Below are 15283 nucleotides of genomic sequence, written 5' to 3'. Positions count from 1 at the left end.
TCAGGAGGGCAATAGGAATTTACGTTCGCGTTTCCACTCGGCGTCGGTGAACGCCTTGATGGAGAGGGCGTGAATAGCGTTGCTGGCGATCTTGTCCATCAGCGGGGCATAGATGGCCTGCTGCTTCTTGACCCGGCTCATGCCGTCAAACATGTCACCGACGGCGATCACTTGGTAGTGACTACCGTCCCCTTTGACATGGACTTCGGACAATGGCAGAGCCTCAAGGAGTATCGCTTCAATTTCAGAGACTTGCATTATGCGTCCTCAGTTGTGAGCGGGGTTGACTGAAACAGCCCGGCCACCCCGTAGAGGTTGGCCAGGGTATAGAAATCACTGGAGGCGCCCACCAGTTGCGGTGTGGCGCCTCGCGCTAATACGGCTTTGGCCCATTTGACCAGCAGGGCCAGTCCGGCGGAGTCGAGGGTGGTGACGCCGCCGAGCTCGAGCTGGTCGTTCTGCCACCATTCGGCGCGGCGTTGCCACAGGTCATTGACCTGTGGCGCCTGCAGCTCACCGCTGAGGGTCATGGTTTGAGTACCAGCGGCTTGGCGTTGTGTTCGCGCAACTGGGCGATCACCGCATCGATGCCATTCTGGCGGATCAAACCGCCCAGCTCGCTCTGTTTGGCGGAGAGCAGGCTGATCCCCTCTGCCACCATGTCAAAGGCTTTCCATTCGCCGGTCTTGTTGTTCTTGCGCAGCTTGAACTCGAGGAAGATGTCCGGCTTGCCGGCCTCTTTCACGCTGACGTTGACGGCGGTGATGTTGCCGCTGGGGGCTTTGCCCGGCTCGACCTTGACGGTCTGCTTGTCAAAATGGGCCAGCGCATCGGCGTAGGAGCTCACCATGTACTCGGTGAACACCTCGACGAAGGCATTGCGCTGCGCTTCGGTGGTCTCTTTAATCTGGTTGCCAAGCACCTTGTAGGCGGCGAAGCGGTTGTCCACATAGGGCAGCAGCTCTTCGCGGATGATCACCCGCAGGTGATCCGGATTGCTTTTCACCTGGGCCTGATCGGCCTTCAGGCGGGCAAAGGTCTGCTTGGCAGCCTGATCCACCAGCGCGTTGGGGTCGGTGGCATCGACTGCAGCCTGGGCAGACAGGGAAAAGAGCATGCTGGTCATCAGGCCCAGCAGCAGGGCGATTTTCTTGAACATGATTACTCCTTCTTGCTGTCTGATTTGCTGTCGGAGGATTGGCTGTAGAGGAACTTGCCAATCAGATCTTCCAGCACGATGGCGGATTTGGTGTCTTCAATCAGGTCGCCATCCTTGAGCATCTCGGTGCCCATCTCCTCATCGCTGAAGCCGGGGGCCAGACCGATGTACTGCTCGCCGAGCAGACCGGAGGTGAGGATGGAGAGGGAGCTGGTATCGGCAAACTGGCCAGCGCTCTTTTGCATCATCAGGGTCACTTCGGGCACCTGGGTTTTCGGGTCCAGTACGATGTCGCTGACCCGGCCTACCACCACGCCGCCGACCTTGACCGGCGAACGGACTTTCAGGCCGCCGATATTATCGAAATGCGCGCGCAGGGTATAGGTTTCTCCTTCCGGTTTGAAGCTCAAACCGGCCACTTGCAGGGCCAGTGCCAGAATGGCACCGATGCCAGCCAGCATGAAGGTGCCGACCAGGAATTCTACTTTGCTGAACTTCATCTTTACCTTATCCAAACATGACTGCAGTGAGTATAAAATCCAGGCCGAGCACGGCGAGGGATGAGTGGACCACAGTTCGGGTCGTGGCCTGACTGATCCCGGCCGAGGTCGGCTTGGCATCATAGCCGTTAAAGAGCGCAATCCAGGTGACCACCAGGGCGAAAATCAGGCTCTTGATGGCGCCCTGCATGATGTCTTCATGCCAGTCGACGGAGGCCTGCATGGCAGACCAGAAGCCCCCTTCGTCCACGCCGAGCCAGTCCACGCCGACCAGCTTGCCGCCGAAGATGCCGATCAGGCTGAACATAAAGGCCAGCAGCGGCATGCTGATGACGCCAGCCCAGAAGCGGGGGGCAACCACCCGGCGCAGCGGGTCGACTGCCATCATTTCGAGGCTTGAAAGCTGCTCGGTGGCCTTCATCAGGCCAATTTCAGCGGTCAGGGCCGAACCGGCACGGCCGGCAAACAGTAGCGCCGTGACCACAGGACCCAGCTCCCGCAGCAGGGAGAGGGAAACCAGCGGCCCCAGACTCTGCTCGGCGCCGAAATCCTTCAATACGTTGTAACCCTGCAGCGAGAGCACCATGCCGATGAACAGGCCGGAGACCAGAATGATGGCCACCGACTGCACACCCACCACATAGAGCTGCTGGACAAGCAGCGGGAAGTGCTTGTGCGGCTCGGGTTTGCCCGCCAGCGCATGGAACAACATGATGGTGGCGCGACCGACGGAGCTGATAAACCGCACTCCGACCCGCCCCAGCTTGCTTATTTGACTTATCAACATCAGAGATCCTGTAGCAGATCGCCTGCCGGAAAATGAAACGGAACAGGACCATCGGGCAATCCTTTGAGGAACTGCTCGACTTCGGGATTGTGCTCCTCGCGCAGCTGATCCGGCGTACCGTGCGCCACCACCTTGCGATTGGCGATGATGTAGGCGTAATCGGCGATGCTCAGCACCTCTTTCACATCGTGGGTGACGATGACGGAGGTGATACCGAGGGCATCGTTCAGCTCCTTGATCAGCTTGACCAGCACCGCCATGGTGATGGGATCCTGCCCGACAAACGGCTCGTCATACATGATGAGGTCGGGGTCAAGGGCGATGGCCCGTGCCAGCGCCGCCCGGCGCGCCATGCCGCCGGAGAGCTCGGAGGGCATCAGTTTCGCCGCGCCGCGCAAGCCCACCGCCTGCAGCTTCATCATGACGATGGTGTGGATCAGCTCCTCCGGCAGGCCGGAGTGTTCCCGTAGCGGGAAGGCCACGTTGTCGTAGACCGTCATGCCGGTAAACAGGGCGCCGCTCTGGAACAGCATGCTCATCCGTTTGCGCACTTCATAGAGGCGCGAACGGGAGAGGGTGGGGATATCTTCCCCGTCAAACAGAATGTGACCGGACTCCGGCTTGAGCTGGCCACCGATCAGCCGCAGCAGGGTGGTTTTACCTATGCCGCTCGGGCCCATGACGGCGGTCACCTTGCCACGAGGAATGGTCAGGTTGATCCCGTCATACAACAGCCGATCTCCGTGACTGAAAGTCAGATCGGAGATGGTGATCAGGTCATTGTTCAAACAATTGTCCATCCGGTGTAAATGAGGTGCGAATTTTATGGGGTAGTCTAGGTCTAAGCAACAGCAAGGAACAACTATTGAACAGGCTGCAAGCCCATTTGCACGACAGTTTTCTGTAACAAAGTGCGTCATCGAGAGCGGGACTTGCCATCCGATTCGCTTATCCGGGCAGACTTTTTTATAATCCCGCAGCTAATTTCGGCCCGGAGCTGTGTCTTTATGTCTGTAAAGCCTGAGAAAGTGTCTGAACTGTTCGATTTTCGTCGCAGTGCCCGCGCGGTGCTGGACACAGAAAAGCAAGCCATTGATGGACTCTATCAGTATCTGAACGACGCCTTCGACAAGGCGTGCGAAATGGTGCTGCGCTGCGGTGGCAAGATAGTGGTCACCGGCATGGGCAAATCGGGCCATATCGGCAGCAAGATCGCCGCCACCCTCGCCAGCACCGGCACCCCGGCCTTCTTCCTTCACCCGGGAGAAGCGAGTCACGGCGATCTGGGGATGATCTCCAGTGGCGACCTTATCATCGCTATCTCCAACTCCGGCGAGAGCGACGAAATCCTGGCCCTGCTGCCGGTGCTCAAGCGCCGCGGCATTCCGCTCATCTGTATGACCGGTAATCCGGCCTCCACCATGGCCAAAGAGGCCAACGTACATCTGTGCATCAAGGTGGAGAAAGAGGCCTGCCCGCTGGGTCTGGCACCCACTTCCAGCACCACGGCAACCTTAGTCATGGGCGATGCCCTGGCGGTCGCCCTGCTGGAAGCACGCGGTTTTACCGCCGATGACTTCGCCCTCTCTCACCCGGGCGGGTCGCTCGGCAAGCGTCTGTTGCTGCGGGTTGGCGACCTGATGCACAGTGGCGATCTGTTGCCCCAAGTGGGGATAGATGCCACCATCAGCCAGGCGCTGCTGGAAGTGAGCCGCAAGGGGCTCGGTATGACGGCGGTGGTCGATGGCAATGGCCTGCTGGCCGGGCTCTTTACCGATGGCGACCTGCGCCGCATTCTTGACCAGCAGATCGATATCCATCACACCCCCATCAGCCGTGTGATGACGGCCAACTGTGTTACCGTAGGTCCAGAGATGATGGCTGCGGAAGCCGTCAAGCTGATGGAAACGAGAAAAATCAACGGATTACTGGTCGTGGATGAAGAGAAACGCCCGCTCGGCGCCTTCAACATGCACGACCTGCTGAAAGCCGGAGTAATTTGATGCAAAACGTACCGACCCTCTATGGTCCGGTGACGCGCAGCCAGTTCGACAAGGCGGCGCAAATCCGCCTGCTGGTGTGCGATGTGGACGGGGTGCTCTCCAACGGCCTCATCTACATGGGAAACAACGGCGAAGAACTGAAAACCTTCTGCACCCGCGATGGTGCGGGCATGCGAGCGTTGCTCAATGCCGGGATCGAGATCGCCATCATCACCGGGCGCAACTCCCGTATCGTCAGCGATCGGATGAAAAGCCTGGGGGTGGCTCATGTGGTGCAGGGGGCTGATAAAAAGCTGCCTCACTTCGAAGCGCTGCTGGCCAAGCTGGGGCTGACTGCTGAACAGGCCGCCTATATGGGCGATGACACCATCGATCTGCCGGTGATGCAGGTCTGTGGGCTCGGCATTGCCGTGGCCGATGCCCATCCGCTGGTGCTGAGTCGTGCCGATATGGTGACCCGGCTTGGCGGTGGCATGGGCGCGGTGCGCGAGGTGTGTGACCTCATTTTGCAGGCGCAGGGCCACGACGATTATCAGCCCGAGGCCTCGGTATGAGCAGACAGACCCTGTTGTTTGCCCTGCTGTTTCTGGTCGCGCTGGTTGCCTGGCAGTTGGGCAAGGTTGAGCTGGTGCCTGAGAGCGCCGTCAAAATCGAAAACTATCAGCCGGATTTTGTCGCCAAAGATCTGGTGACCACCCGTTTTGATATCAATGGCAAGCGCACCGAGCGGCTGGAGTCGACCTACGCCGAGTATTATCAAATCCTCGAGCAGGCCACCTTCGACAAGCCGGTGGTCTACATGTATGACGATCAGGGTGCCGCCGAGTGGAAGGTGACCGCCGAAACCGGCGTGCTCAACACCGGTGACAACGTCATCCTGCGGGACAAGGTGCATCTGGATGGTCTGCTGCCCACATCTTTCATTTCCACACTGGATACCCCCTATCTGGAGCTGGATCTGGTGACGCAGGATGTGCGCAGCAACCGGGAAGTGAACATTCTGGGTCGGGATTTCCAGACCCAAGGGGTTGGCCTCAAGGGCCATCTGGACCGCAAATATTTTGAGTTACTGGATCAAGGCCATGCCATCTATTTCAATGAAAAACGCTAATCTGGCCCTCGCAGCCCTGTTGTTGTGTGGTGCGGTGACCGCCAAAGAGTCCGACTTTGCCGAGAAGGTCTACGTCGATGCCGTCAAACAGGTGGCCGAGATGCAGGACAACCGCATCACCTTCGAAGAGGATGTGACCATCAATCAGGGCACCATCCGGATCAAGGCTGACAAGGTGGTAGTGACCCGCTCCGGCGAGAAAGGGGCGGAGGTGATGACTGCCTACGGCAAACCCGCCACCTTCTTCCAGATCCTGGATAACGGCAAGCCGGTCAATGCCCACGGCAACACTATCCGCTACGAGCTGAAGAACCGGCTGGTGACCATCACCGGCAACGGTCAGCTCAAGCAGGAAGATAGCCAGGTCAATGGCGATCTGATCCGCTACGACATCGTCAAACAGAAGATGATTGCCGAGAGCAAGAGCCCGAGCCAGCGGGTCAAAACCGTGTTCCTGCCTGATCAGGTAGAGAATTTCGACAAGCCCGCCGACCAGAAGAAGCAGGGAAAATAAACCATGGCAGTGTTAAAAGCAGTGGGCCTGCAGAAGAGCTACAAGCGCCGCATGGTGGTGAGTGACGTCAGCCTTGAAGTGGGCACTGGCCAGATTGTCGGCCTGCTCGGCCCCAACGGGGCGGGCAAGACCACCTCCTTCTACATGATCGTGGGGCTGGTACAGCGCGATGCCGGTCTCATCACCATCGACGATCAGGACATCAGCTTGCAGCCCATGCATGTGCGGGCCCGCAACGGCATCGGTTACCTGCCGCAGGAGGCCTCCATCTTCCGTCGCCTGTCGGTGTTCGACAACCTGATGGGAGTGATGCAGACCCGCAAGGGGTTGAGTCGCGAGGAACGTGAGGACAAGGTTCAGCAACTGCTGGAAGAGTTCAACATCACCCACATTCGCGACAACCTGGGTCAGAGCCTCTCCGGCGGTGAGCGCCGTCGGGTCGAGATCGCCCGTGCGCTGGCGGCCGAGCCGCGTTTTATTCTGCTGGATGAACCCTTTGCAGGGGTTGACCCGATTTCTGTGATAGACATCAAGAAGATCATTCAGCATCTGAAAGATAGAGGCCTTGGCGTCTTGATTACCGACCACAACGTCAGAGAGACTCTGGACGTATGTGAGAAGGCCTATATCGTCAGCCACGGCAAGATGATTGCCGAAGGTGCACCGGCTGACATCCTTGCCGATGAGCAGGTCAAGCGCGTCTATTTGGGCGATCAATTCAGTCTATAGTAAGGGGGCATGCCTTCATTTCCTTTGACGAGTGCCTCGCTGAACATAAGGATATCCCGACGTAGATGAAGCCGACATTACAGTTGCGTCTCGGTCAGTCCCTGACCATGACGCCGCAATTACAACAAGCGATTCGTCTGCTCCAGCTCTCCACTCTGGAACTTCAGCAGGAAATTCAGCAAGCGCTCGAAAACAACCCTCTGCTGGAGCAGGAAGAGAGCGAGGCGCAAGAGACCAGTCCGGAAGCGCCGGTCGATGCCAGCCAGCTGGATTCCAGCGATGCCATGGCTCAGGAGCAGATGCCGGACGAGTTGCCGGTGGATACCACCTGGGACGAGGTTTACTCTGCCGGCACCGCCCAGAGCGCGGGCCCCATCCACGATGGGGAAGATAGCGTCTATCAGGGTGAAACAACCGAAAACCTGCAGGATTATCTGCTGTGGCAGATGCGACTCACACCGTTCAGCGATGTGGATGCCGCCATCGCGCTCGCCATCATCGATGCCATCGACGAATCAGGTTATCTGACCGTTGCGCTGGAGGATATCCAGGCTGCCGTCACCAGCGATGACGTAGAGGTGGAGCTCGATGAGGTCGAGGCGGTACTCAAGCGGGTTCAGCATTTCGATCCGGTCGGCATTGCTGCCCGTTCTGTGCAGGAGTGTTTGCTGATCCAGCTGGATCAATATGACCCGCAGACCCCCTGGCTCAACGAGGCCAAGGAGGTGATCCTCGAGCACATGGAGCTGCTCGGCAACCGGGATTACCGCACCCTCGCTCGCAAGACAAAACTCAAAGAGAGCGACCTCAAGGAGGTGCTGGATCTGATCCAGCTGCTGGAGCCGCGCCCCGGCAATGGCATCATCCAGAGCGACTCCCAGTACGTGATCCCCGACGTCTCCGTGGTCAAGAAGGGCAGCAAGTGGGTGGTCGAGCTCAATCCCGACTCCGCCCCCCGCATTCGGGTCAACGAGACCTATGCCGCCATGGCCCGCAACGCCCGCAGCAGCACCGACACCCAGTTTATTCGCTCCCATTTGCAGGAAGCCAAGTGGTTCATCAAGAGCCTGGAAAGTCGCAATGACACCCTGCTGAAAGTGGCCAGTTGCATTGTCGAGCAGCAACAGGGCTTTTTCGAGTATGGTGAAGAGGCGATGAAGCCGATGGTGCTCAATGACATCGCCGAAGCGGTAGAGATGCATGAGTCGACCATCTCCCGGGTGACGACCCAGAAGTACATGCATACCCCCCGTGGTATCTTCGAATTGAAGTTTTTTTTCTCCAGCCATGTGAACACCGAAGGAGGAGGAGAGTGCTCATCGACCGCAATTCGCGCGCTCATCAAGAAGCTGGTCACGGCAGAGAATCCTGCCAAGCCGTTAAGTGATAGCAAGATCGCGGATTTGCTGGCCGAACAGGGTATTATGGTGGCGAGACGCACGATCGCTAAGTATCGCGAATCCTTGTTTATCCCACCTTCCAATCAGCGCAAACGCCTGGTTTAGGCAAACAAAAGGATGATGTTATGCAAATTAACCTGACCGGACACCATGTCGAGATCACCGAAGCTCTGCGTGATTATGTGAATAACAAATTTGCCAAACTCGAGCGTCACTTCGACCACATCAACAATGTTCATGTGGTGCTTAGCGTGGAAAAACTGAACCAGATAGCGGAAGCCAAATTGCACGTCAGCGGTGGCGAAGTGTTTGCCAACTCTGAACATGCCGATATGTATGCTGCGATAGACACCTTGCTCGACAAGCTGGACAGGCAGATCATCAAGCACAAAGATAAGTTAAATAAAAAATAACCATGCAACTTGAACACATACTGAGTCGGGACTGCACCAAGAGTGCAGTCCCTTGTACCAGCAAGAAACGCGCCCTCGAAATCATCAGCGAGCTGGCCGCCGAACGCCTTGGCACCTCCCGCCAGGTGCTGTTTGAATGCTTGCTGGCCCGCGAAAAAATGGGTAGTACCGGGATCGGTGCCGGTATTGCGATCCCCCACGGTCGCATTGACGATGAGTTCCCGCCAACCGCGATCCTGATGACCTTTGCCGACCCTATTCCTTTCGACTCCATCGACAATCAACCGGTTGACCTGCTGTTTGCCTTGCTGGTGCCGGAAAGCGAGTGCAAGCAGCATCTCAAGACCCTTTCTCTGATGGCTTCCAAGCTGGGTGACAAGGCGGTTTGCCGCCAGTTGCGTCAGGCAACCAGTGACGAAGAGCTCTATCAGATCATGACCTCGGCCTGACAGCAGGCCAAGGATGAGACACCCGTTTTGGCGTGAGGGAACAAGATGCAGTTAATCGTGGTAAGTGGACGTTCGGGCTCCGGTAAAACGGTAGCCCTGCGAGTGCTGGAAGATCTGGGTTACTACTGTGTGGACAACCTGCCGGTCAATCTGCTGCCCCAGCTGATTGTCTCGGTGGAGAGCCAGTATGACAAGCTGGCGGTCAGCATCGACGTGCGCAACCTGCCGAGCGATCCGGAGAAACTGGAAAATCTGCTGGCTCAGGTGCGCAATGAGGGGCGGGTAGAGTTCTCCAGCTTCTTCTTCGACGCCGACAACGGCACTCTGCTCAAGCGTTATGGCGAGAGCCGCCGCCTGCACCCCCTCTCACGCAACAAGCTGTCGCTGGATGAGGCGATTCGGGAGGAGACCCACCTGCTGGCGCCCATCTCCTCGACTGCTGACCTGCGCATCGACACCACCTCCCTCAGCATTCACGACCTGAGCGAGCTCATCAAGACCCGGGTACTCGGCAAGAAAGAGAACGAGCTGGTGCTGGTGTTCGAGTCGTTCGGCTTCAAGTACGGCATTCCCAAGGATGCCGACTTCGTGTTCGATGCCCGCTTCCTGCCCAACCCGCACTGGATCCCCGAGCTCAAGCCCTTCACCGGCAAGGATGAGCCGGTCGCCAACTACCTCTCGGCGCAGGCTGACGTGATGCTGTTTACCCAGCAGATCGAGAACATGCTGGTGACCTGGTTGCCCCATCTGGAGCGCAACAATCGCAGCTACCTCACGGTCGGCATCGGTTGCACCGGTGGTCAGCACCGCTCGGTCTTTATTGCAGAGCGGCTGGCCAGTGCATTCCGTTTGCTTGGCAAGAACGTGCAGATCCGCCACCGCACTCTCGACAAGAGTGCCCTCCAATCTTGACGGACCAATAGGACGACCCGATGACTGTTTCCGCCTCGGTTGAAGTGAAAAACAAGCTGGGTATTCATGCCAGACCGGCCATGATGCTGTTCGAGCTGGTGCAGGGTTTCGATGCCCACGTGCTGCTGCGCAATGAAGATGGTGTGGAGGCCGATGCTGACAGCATCATCGGCCTGCTGATGCTGGATTCCGCGCAAGGGCGGCAGGTGGAAGTACAGGTTGAGGGCCCCGAAGAGGTCGAGGCCCTGGCCGCCGTGGTGGAGCTGTTCACCTCCGGCTTTAACGAGGAGTAGTCACTCCTCGTTTTATGTTATGAACCGGTGCGCGCCAGCGCTTTGAAGCTGGCAAAATCGCGACAAGCCAGCAGATTCCTGCTGGCTTTTTCGTTCATCAGTGCCAGAAACAGGTCGTAGAGACCCATCGCCTCCTCGTAATCGGCCTTGCTGATGGCCAGCACGAAGATGAGCGTCGCGATTTCCCCGTTGCCCCAGTCGATCCCCTGCGGGGCCAGTACGGTGTACACCAGGGTGCGGCGCGCCAGCAGACCGAGGGAGTGGGGCAGGGCGATCCCTTCTCCCAGCATGGTGGAGACGATCCGCTCCCGCTCCTGCAGTGAGGCTCTGAAGCCGCTCTCCACCAGATCTTCCGCTTCCAACTGATCACAGATGCGGGCAAACAGTTCGGCCTGGGTAAGGGGTTCTTTGACCACCATGAAGTGGTCGGCATCGAAATATTTGTCGAGCATGTAGGGGCGGGTGCGGTCGATCAGCACCAGCTTGCCAAGCTGCTCCAGCTGGTATTGGGTCGGGAAGGGGGCAACGAGTACCACGGGGGCGTTTTTTTCGTTCACCTTGACGGTACTGATGACAAAGTCCTGCGCGATCTGCACCAGTCCTTCGTAATCTCGCACCGACTCCAGCGTGGTCAGCTGCAACTGGGGATACTCCCGCTTGATGCGTGCTTCCAGCACCCGGAAGGTGGCGTTGCCCGCATCGCAAAGCAATAGCGCCTGCGGGCGGCGGGTATAGCCGATATCGTAATGGCGCTCCAGCCCGACCCCGATATGGATCACCAGATAGCCTATCTCGTGGTGGGTCAGTCGGTAGGGGGTCTGCTTGATCCACTCCGAAATGGCCGCCAGCGTGATGTCGTAGGCGAGGGGGTAGTACTGCTTGATGTGATCGGCCAGCGGGTTGTGGTTGCCAATCTGGTATTTGACCCGTAGCAGCATGGCGCTGATATGGGTTTGCAGGTCGGCCCGCAGCTGTTGGTCGCCTCGCAGGTCGTAAGGGTAGTGTTGATGAATGTAGGTCAGCAGATGTTCCACCAGCTGTTCGCTCTCGGCGGCCATCGCCGGGCTGAGCTGGGGAGTATCGGCAATCAGGCGCGCCTGGATCTGGATGGCGAGCCCGGCGATCTCGTCCTCTACGGGGGGCGTCAAGGTTGGCAATACCGCATAAATATCGCGAGATACAGCCAGCAGCGGCAGAGTCAGATCCTCGCTGGCGAAGTGGCGCAACTCGTGACCGGATGCCTGACGCAGCAGGGCAACGGCGCAGTAGATGGCGAGCTGCTGCAAGCTCTCGTCAGCGAGACGCAGCTGATGTCGGGCAAGCTGGGCATGGATATGATTGCCCACTACCTCCATCGTCTTGCTGGGGCAGAGGTTGGGTAGCAGGGTTTGCAACTGGTTGTTGTGCAGCAACTCCTGATAGAGCAGCTGGGTCAGGCAGGCCCGGATCGCCGTCTCCTCCCCCTGAATGCGCATCCCCAGGCGGGGTTTGCTTTCGACGCTGAGCCTGAAGTGGCTGAGCTGCTCACGGACTTCCGCCATATCCCCCTGCAGTGCCGCCCGGCTCAGATACCAGGTATCAGCCAGCTCATCGAGCTTGATCCCCTGCTCTGCCGTCAGCAGCAGGATCTGCAGGTGCAGCACCCGCTCCCGGCTGGTGCGTGGCAGGCCGCTATCCTGACCCTGGGCCGCCAGCAGGGCGTCGAACAGTCCCTGATTGTAGATCTTGAGCTGGTAGCCGCTGCCACGCTGGTGGATCAGGTGAGCGCCGTGCGTTGCAATCAGTTCGTTGAGGGTCGCCACATCGGTGCGCACCGTGCGGGTGGAGACATTGAGGCGGCGAGCCAGCTCCTCCTGCGGCAGTGGTTCGGCGTGGAGCTGGATCAGCAGTTGATGGAGCCTAGGGTGTGGCAGCTTGATCATAGGGGGTATGCAAGACTCCTGTTGCGAGATAAAGGGTCGATGTTAACAAGTGGGTCATCAACAAGCCAGGCACCGGTCAGTGATTGAACCGGTGCCGTGACTGCCATCAGGCCAACAGTCGTTTCACTATGGCCAGCAGAGTGCGCACATCCTCGGGGCGAGTATGCCCGCTCGCGCTGTCGATGATGGAGCTGTAGACGTGCGGGATCACCTTCTCGACTCCGGCATCCAGCGCAATCCGCACTATCTCCTTGAAGTTCTCCAGATCGATGCCGCCAGTCGGCTCCAGCCAGAAGTTGTTGCGGGCACAAGCCTCGGCCACTGCCTGATACTCGTCGCGGCAGGCCAGCCCACCCATGGGGAAGAACTTGACCGAGCTGCCGCCCATGTCCTTGAGCAAGGCAATGGCGGTATCGATGGGCACGATGCCATCCGGCTGCCCGGCGCTGAGTGGACCGGTGGAGATCTTCACCATGCCCGGCATGCCGGTAGGGGAGATCAACCCATTCACCAGCGTTTGTGATTGGCCGAGCAGCGCCCGGCTGGCGCCGACACCGGTGAACACCTGATTGACGTGTTGGGGCTGCAGCTGGCAGGCCAGTTCGGCCACCATGGCGGATTGGCGTGGATCGCCGGCGCCCAGTCCGATGGAGAGGGCGTTGTCGATAAGCTTGGCGTACTCCTTCATATCGGCAACTGCGGAGGGAATATCCGGGTAGTTTTTGGAGAGCACACCGACCAGCACGTGGCCTTCGGCTGCGTCGTACACCTCGACGGCATTCTCCTTGGCTCCAGCCAGCACGTTGAGACAGACCCGATCACGGTAGTAGTTGGGGGTAAGGGACATCAGCGATTCTCCTGAACGAGGTTGGCAATGGCGGAGTGGATTTGGTCGAGCTGGGGCACGGAGACGCTGCGTACATCGATCTCGATATGCCCCTCGTTGGCCTTGTAGCCGCGGCAGTAGATGGCAGGCGTGCCCTGTTGCAGACGGGTGACGACCTGCACTGTGGTCATGCCGAGCTGCTGGTGGTCGAAGGCGATATCGGTGCGGGCGATGTCGCGCCCTGCGCTGTCCCATACCACCTTGGCGGTGACGCCGGGCAGCTGGTTTAGGCGCTCGATGAAGGGGCCCATCTTGGCGACCATGGCGGCGCCGCTCTCTTTCTCTTTGGCCAGATAGCGCTCGATGGCGTGGGTCAGGCCGAGGATCCCCTCCTTGCCCACCTTCATGGCGCGACCGATGCCATTGGCCTGCTGTTTGACCCACTTCACGTACTGACGCTTGCCGAGCACCAGCCCGCTGGTGGGCCCTTCAATGGCCTTGGCGCCGCTGTAGATGACCAGGTCTGCACCCTGGTTGTAGTAGAGGCGCAGATCTTCCTCTGCCGCCGCATCGACGATGAGCGGGAGCCCGTGGGCCCTGGCGACCTCGGCGGCCTCGGCCACCGACAGAATGCTCTTCTGCACGCAGTGGTGGGATTTGATATAGAGGATGGCTGCTGTGTTGGCATTGACGGCGGCGGCCAGCTGGGCCGGGGAACACTCGTTGGCGTAACCGGCCTCTATAACTTGGCCGCCACCCAGATTGACCATGGTGCCGACCGGGGCGCCGAAATTGACGTTGTGTCCCTTGGGCAGCACGATTTCACTCGGCACCTCATGGGGGTGGGCATGCAGGTGCTCGAGGCGGTAGGGGTCGCCGCGCACTATCACGGCGGCCACCGACTGGGCGATGCCGGCGCTGGCACAGGAGACCACCACCGCATCTTCCACATCCAGTAAACCAGCCAGATAGGCGCCGGTCTTGTTGACCAGATCCTTGACCTCGAAGTAGTGGCCCAGGCCAAAATTGACCGCATCGACCACCTCCTGCTCGGGGGTGGAGACGCCGAGAATGGTCATGCGCCCGGAGGCGTTGATCACCGGTTTGAGCTGATATTTCTCATAAACAGAAGGCATGGTGTGATTTCCCATAGTGAGTCAGAACCAGTTCGCCACCGACCAGGGCGGCGAGAGGCTGCAGTTGTTGGTCACCGCTGCGGGACTGGGCTTCGGTATCCATAAACAGGGTCGGGCCGCTGGTGACCTCGAACAGGGTCAGATCGGCATCGGCGCCCACCTCGAGCCGCCCCTTGCCGGAAAGGCGCAGGGCATCGGCCGCTTGATGGGTGACGCAGGCGAGCACCTGCTCCAGCGTCATGCCGATGGCGAGAAACTTCGACATCACGTGGGCCAGACTGTAGACCGGCCCCTTGATGCGGTTCTTGCAGTAGATGTCGGAGCTGATGGTGCGGGGCAGGATCCCCTGTCGGATAGCCAGCTCCGCCACCTCGAAGCTGAAGCTGGCGCCGCCGTGGCCGATGTCGAGCAACAGGCCCCGCTGCATCGCCTCGCGCACCGCGACCCGCAGCTCGCCAGCCGGGGCCAGAATGCGGTTCGGTTTGCCATTGAAGCAGTGGGTCAGCAGATCGCCATCCCCCAGCAGAGCGACTATCTCGTCCAGATCCGGCGGTGTGTTACCCACGTGCACCATCAGCGGCAGCTGGCCGTGGGCCTGTTGCAGGGCCTTGGCCATGCGCAGCGGTTGCATACCGTTTTCTCCGACCACGCTACCGCTCATCCGCGCCTTGATGCCGACGATAAAGTCGGGGTGGCGGCGAATGGCTGCCGAGGCGAGATCCATATCGAGGTCCCGGCTATCCGCCAGCTCGTTCTGGCGCAGCAGACCGATGCGGGAGATGTTGAGCAGGGCATGCACCCGGGTCTTGCAGCCCGCAGCGATCAGCTGGAAGTCATCCACATCGTCGGCTCCGGTGCTGCCGGCGTCGATGACGGTGGTGACGCCGGACTCTACGCCCACCTTGTCCGGCTCATCGTGATAGATGGGGGAGGCGGGGTAGCAGTGGGTGTGGCCATCGATCCAGCCTGCGCTCACATGCACCCTGCCGCCGAGCTCCAGGATCTGCCGCGCCGTTGCCGTCTCCGGCAGGGAGCCGATGGCGGCGATTTTGCCCTCTCTGATGGCGATATCGACGAGCTGGCCATCTCCCTGGCGCCCCGCTTTGATGATGATGTCGTACATGCTGAT

The 15283-nt window shown here is 59.4% G+C and carries 20 protein-coding genes; 10 read left to right on the top strand and 10 right to left on the bottom strand.

Translation table 11 applies throughout. The features are described 5' to 3' along the window. From ibaG to mlaF, 6 genes are read right to left on the bottom strand one after another with little or no spacing between them, the layout of a single operon-like run. Positions 1-258 carry a BolA family iron metabolism protein IbaG gene (gene ibaG / locus ACTG2B_RS20870; protein ID WP_005306001.1) on the bottom strand — a complete coding sequence of 86 codons (258 nt, stop codon included), beginning with the start codon at positions 256-258 and terminating at the stop codon, positions 1-3. Beyond that, a complete protein-coding gene (locus ACTG2B_RS20865) occupies positions 258-530 on the bottom strand; it encodes an STAS domain-containing protein (RefSeq protein ID WP_064339241.1) in 273 nt (90 codons plus the stop codon). Before ACTG2B_RS20865 ends, ibaG begins: the two co-directional genes overlap by 1 nt. Next, positions 527-1159 carry an MlaC/ttg2D family ABC transporter substrate-binding protein gene (locus ACTG2B_RS20860; protein WP_005336350.1) on the bottom strand — a complete coding sequence of 211 codons (633 nt, stop codon included), beginning with the start codon at positions 1157-1159 and terminating at the stop codon, positions 527-529. The genes ACTG2B_RS20865 and ACTG2B_RS20860 overlap by 4 nt, the downstream gene beginning before the upstream one ends. Positions 1160-1161: 2 nt before the next feature. Then, positions 1162-1659 carry an outer membrane lipid asymmetry maintenance protein MlaD gene (mlaD, locus tag ACTG2B_RS20855; RefSeq protein ID WP_019444849.1) on the bottom strand — a complete coding sequence of 166 codons (498 nt, stop codon included), beginning with the start codon at positions 1657-1659 and terminating at the stop codon, positions 1162-1164. Between the two features lie 7 nt (positions 1660-1666). Continuing rightward, complete coding sequence (gene mlaE, locus ACTG2B_RS20850; protein ID WP_069554191.1) at positions 1667-2446, bottom strand: lipid asymmetry maintenance ABC transporter permease subunit MlaE; 780 nt, start codon at positions 2444-2446, stop codon at positions 1667-1669. After that, entirely contained in the window at positions 2446-3246 is an 801-nt protein-coding gene (mlaF, locus tag ACTG2B_RS20845) for a phospholipid ABC transporter ATP-binding protein MlaF (RefSeq protein WP_005336343.1), read from the bottom strand. Before mlaF ends, mlaE begins: the two co-directional genes overlap by 1 nt. Positions 3247-3453: 207 nt before the next feature. On the opposite strand from mlaF, the gene ACTG2B_RS20840 reads away from it, so the two are divergent. From ACTG2B_RS20840 to npr, 10 genes are all read left to right on the top strand, one after another. Next, positions 3454-4449, top strand: a complete 996-nt coding sequence (locus ACTG2B_RS20840; RefSeq protein WP_042053489.1) for a KpsF/GutQ family sugar-phosphate isomerase — start codon at positions 3454-3456, stop codon at positions 4447-4449. Then, positions 4449-5003, top strand: coding sequence for a 3-deoxy-manno-octulosonate-8-phosphatase KdsC (kdsC, locus tag ACTG2B_RS20835; RefSeq protein ID WP_005336340.1), 555 nt, complete (start codon positions 4449-4451; stop codon positions 5001-5003). The genes ACTG2B_RS20840 and kdsC overlap by 1 nt, the downstream gene beginning before the upstream one ends. Then, on the top strand, positions 5000-5560 hold the full coding sequence (lptC, locus tag ACTG2B_RS20830; RefSeq protein WP_005336338.1) for an LPS export ABC transporter periplasmic protein LptC: 561 nt from the start codon (positions 5000-5002) through the stop codon (positions 5558-5560). Before kdsC ends, lptC begins: the two co-directional genes overlap by 4 nt. After that, positions 5547-6074, top strand: a complete 528-nt coding sequence (lptA, locus tag ACTG2B_RS20825) for a lipopolysaccharide transport periplasmic protein LptA (protein WP_040068817.1) — start codon at positions 5547-5549, stop codon at positions 6072-6074. Before lptC ends, lptA begins: the two co-directional genes overlap by 14 nt. Before the next feature lie 3 nt (positions 6075-6077). Beyond that, complete coding sequence (lptB, locus tag ACTG2B_RS20820; protein ID WP_005336333.1) at positions 6078-6803, top strand: LPS export ABC transporter ATP-binding protein; 726 nt, start codon at positions 6078-6080, stop codon at positions 6801-6803. A 65-nt stretch (positions 6804-6868) separates the two neighbouring features. Then, positions 6869-8308, top strand: a complete 1440-nt coding sequence (locus ACTG2B_RS20815) for an RNA polymerase factor sigma-54 (protein ID WP_005336331.1) — start codon at positions 6869-6871, stop codon at positions 8306-8308. A gap of 20 nt (positions 8309-8328) precedes the next feature. Next, positions 8329-8616 (top strand): ribosome hibernation promoting factor, encoded by a 288-nt coding sequence (gene hpf, locus ACTG2B_RS20810; protein WP_005336323.1) that lies wholly within the window; start codon positions 8329-8331, stop codon positions 8614-8616. Between the two features lie 2 nt (positions 8617-8618). Next, positions 8619-9065: a PTS IIA-like nitrogen regulatory protein PtsN gene (gene ptsN, locus ACTG2B_RS20805; protein WP_127006240.1), complete on the top strand. Its 447-nt coding sequence runs from the start codon at positions 8619-8621 to the stop codon at positions 9063-9065. A gap of 45 nt (positions 9066-9110) precedes the next feature. Then, positions 9111-9977, top strand: coding sequence for an RNase adapter RapZ (rapZ, locus tag ACTG2B_RS20800; RefSeq protein ID WP_439996768.1), 867 nt, complete (start codon positions 9111-9113; stop codon positions 9975-9977). A 20-nt stretch (positions 9978-9997) separates the two neighbouring features. After that, positions 9998-10270, top strand: coding sequence for a PTS phosphocarrier protein NPr (npr, locus tag ACTG2B_RS20795; protein ID WP_005336318.1), 273 nt, complete (start codon positions 9998-10000; stop codon positions 10268-10270). Between the two features lie 17 nt (positions 10271-10287). Here npr and ACTG2B_RS20790 read toward each other — a convergent pair whose 3' ends face one another. The 4 genes from ACTG2B_RS20790 to ACTG2B_RS20775 form a co-directional block, all read right to left on the bottom strand. After that, the gene (locus ACTG2B_RS20790; RefSeq protein ID WP_439996767.1) at positions 10288-12192 is read right to left on the bottom strand and encodes a BglG family transcription antiterminator; all 1905 of its coding nucleotides are present in this window, start codon (positions 12190-12192) and stop codon (positions 10288-10290) included. 106 nt (positions 12193-12298) lie between these two features. Beyond that, a complete protein-coding gene (gene dagF / locus ACTG2B_RS20785) occupies positions 12299-13039 on the bottom strand; it encodes a 2-dehydro-3-deoxy-phosphogluconate aldolase (protein WP_439996766.1) in 741 nt (246 codons plus the stop codon). Beyond that, complete coding sequence (locus ACTG2B_RS20780; RefSeq protein ID WP_439996765.1) at positions 13039-14154, bottom strand: DgaE family pyridoxal phosphate-dependent ammonia lyase; 1116 nt, start codon at positions 14152-14154, stop codon at positions 13039-13041. The genes dagF and ACTG2B_RS20780 overlap by 1 nt, the downstream gene beginning before the upstream one ends. Then, positions 14138-15277 carry an amidohydrolase/deacetylase family metallohydrolase gene (locus ACTG2B_RS20775; RefSeq protein WP_439996764.1) on the bottom strand — a complete coding sequence of 380 codons (1140 nt, stop codon included), beginning with the start codon at positions 15275-15277 and terminating at the stop codon, positions 14138-14140. The genes ACTG2B_RS20780 and ACTG2B_RS20775 overlap by 17 nt, the downstream gene beginning before the upstream one ends. Between the last annotated feature and the right edge of the window lie 6 nt (positions 15278-15283).

The sequence above is a fragment of the Aeromonas sp. 30P genome (assembly GCF_051919805.1).
In the GTDB taxonomy this organism is placed as follows: Bacteria; Pseudomonadota; Gammaproteobacteria; order Enterobacterales; family Aeromonadaceae; genus Aeromonas; species Aeromonas veronii.
This window is presented reverse-complemented; position numbering and strand designations above follow the sequence as displayed.

Bases quoted from the DNA above. Each gene is read 5' to 3' on its own strand.
- ibaG (WP_005306001.1), bottom strand. From the start codon at position 258: ATGCAAGTCTCTGAAATTGAAGCGATACTCCTTGAGGCTCTGCCATTG.
- ACTG2B_RS20865 (WP_064339241.1), bottom strand. From the start codon at position 530: ATGACCCTCAGCGGTGAGCTGCAGGCGCCACAGGTCAATGACCTGTGG.
- ACTG2B_RS20860 (WP_005336350.1), bottom strand. From the start codon at position 1,159: ATGTTCAAGAAAATCGCCCTGCTGCTGGGCCTGATGACCAGCATGCTC.
- mlaD (WP_019444849.1), bottom strand. From the start codon at position 1,659: ATGAAGTTCAGCAAAGTAGAATTCCTGGTCGGCACCTTCATGCTGGCT.
- mlaE (WP_069554191.1), bottom strand. From the start codon at position 2,446: ATGTTGATAAGTCAAATAAGCAAGCTGGGGCGGGTCGGAGTGCGGTTT.
- mlaF (WP_005336343.1), bottom strand. From the start codon at position 3,246: ATGGACAATTGTTTGAACAATGACCTGATCACCATCTCCGATCTGACT.
- ACTG2B_RS20840 (WP_042053489.1), top strand. From the start codon at position 3,454: ATGTCTGTAAAGCCTGAGAAAGTGTCTGAACTGTTCGATTTTCGTCGC.
- kdsC (WP_005336340.1), top strand. From the start codon at position 4,449: ATGCAAAACGTACCGACCCTCTATGGTCCGGTGACGCGCAGCCAGTTC.
- lptC (WP_005336338.1), top strand. From the start codon at position 5,000: ATGAGCAGACAGACCCTGTTGTTTGCCCTGCTGTTTCTGGTCGCGCTG.
- lptA (WP_040068817.1), top strand. From the start codon at position 5,547: ATGAAAAACGCTAATCTGGCCCTCGCAGCCCTGTTGTTGTGTGGTGCG.
- lptB (WP_005336333.1), top strand. From the start codon at position 6,078: ATGGCAGTGTTAAAAGCAGTGGGCCTGCAGAAGAGCTACAAGCGCCGC.
- ACTG2B_RS20815 (WP_005336331.1), top strand. From the start codon at position 6,869: ATGAAGCCGACATTACAGTTGCGTCTCGGTCAGTCCCTGACCATGACG.
- hpf (WP_005336323.1), top strand. From the start codon at position 8,329: ATGCAAATTAACCTGACCGGACACCATGTCGAGATCACCGAAGCTCTG.
- ptsN (WP_127006240.1), top strand. From the start codon at position 8,619: ATGCAACTTGAACACATACTGAGTCGGGACTGCACCAAGAGTGCAGTC.
- rapZ (WP_439996768.1), top strand. From the start codon at position 9,111: ATGCAGTTAATCGTGGTAAGTGGACGTTCGGGCTCCGGTAAAACGGTA.
- npr (WP_005336318.1), top strand. From the start codon at position 9,998: ATGACTGTTTCCGCCTCGGTTGAAGTGAAAAACAAGCTGGGTATTCAT.
- ACTG2B_RS20790 (WP_439996767.1), bottom strand. From the start codon at position 12,192: ATGATCAAGCTGCCACACCCTAGGCTCCATCAACTGCTGATCCAGCTC.
- dagF (WP_439996766.1), bottom strand. From the start codon at position 13,039: ATGTCCCTTACCCCCAACTACTACCGTGATCGGGTCTGTCTCAACGTG.
- ACTG2B_RS20780 (WP_439996765.1), bottom strand. From the start codon at position 14,154: ATGCCTTCTGTTTATGAGAAATATCAGCTCAAACCGGTGATCAACGCC.
- ACTG2B_RS20775 (WP_439996764.1), bottom strand. From the start codon at position 15,277: ATGTACGACATCATCATCAAAGCGGGGCGCCAGGGAGATGGCCAGCTC.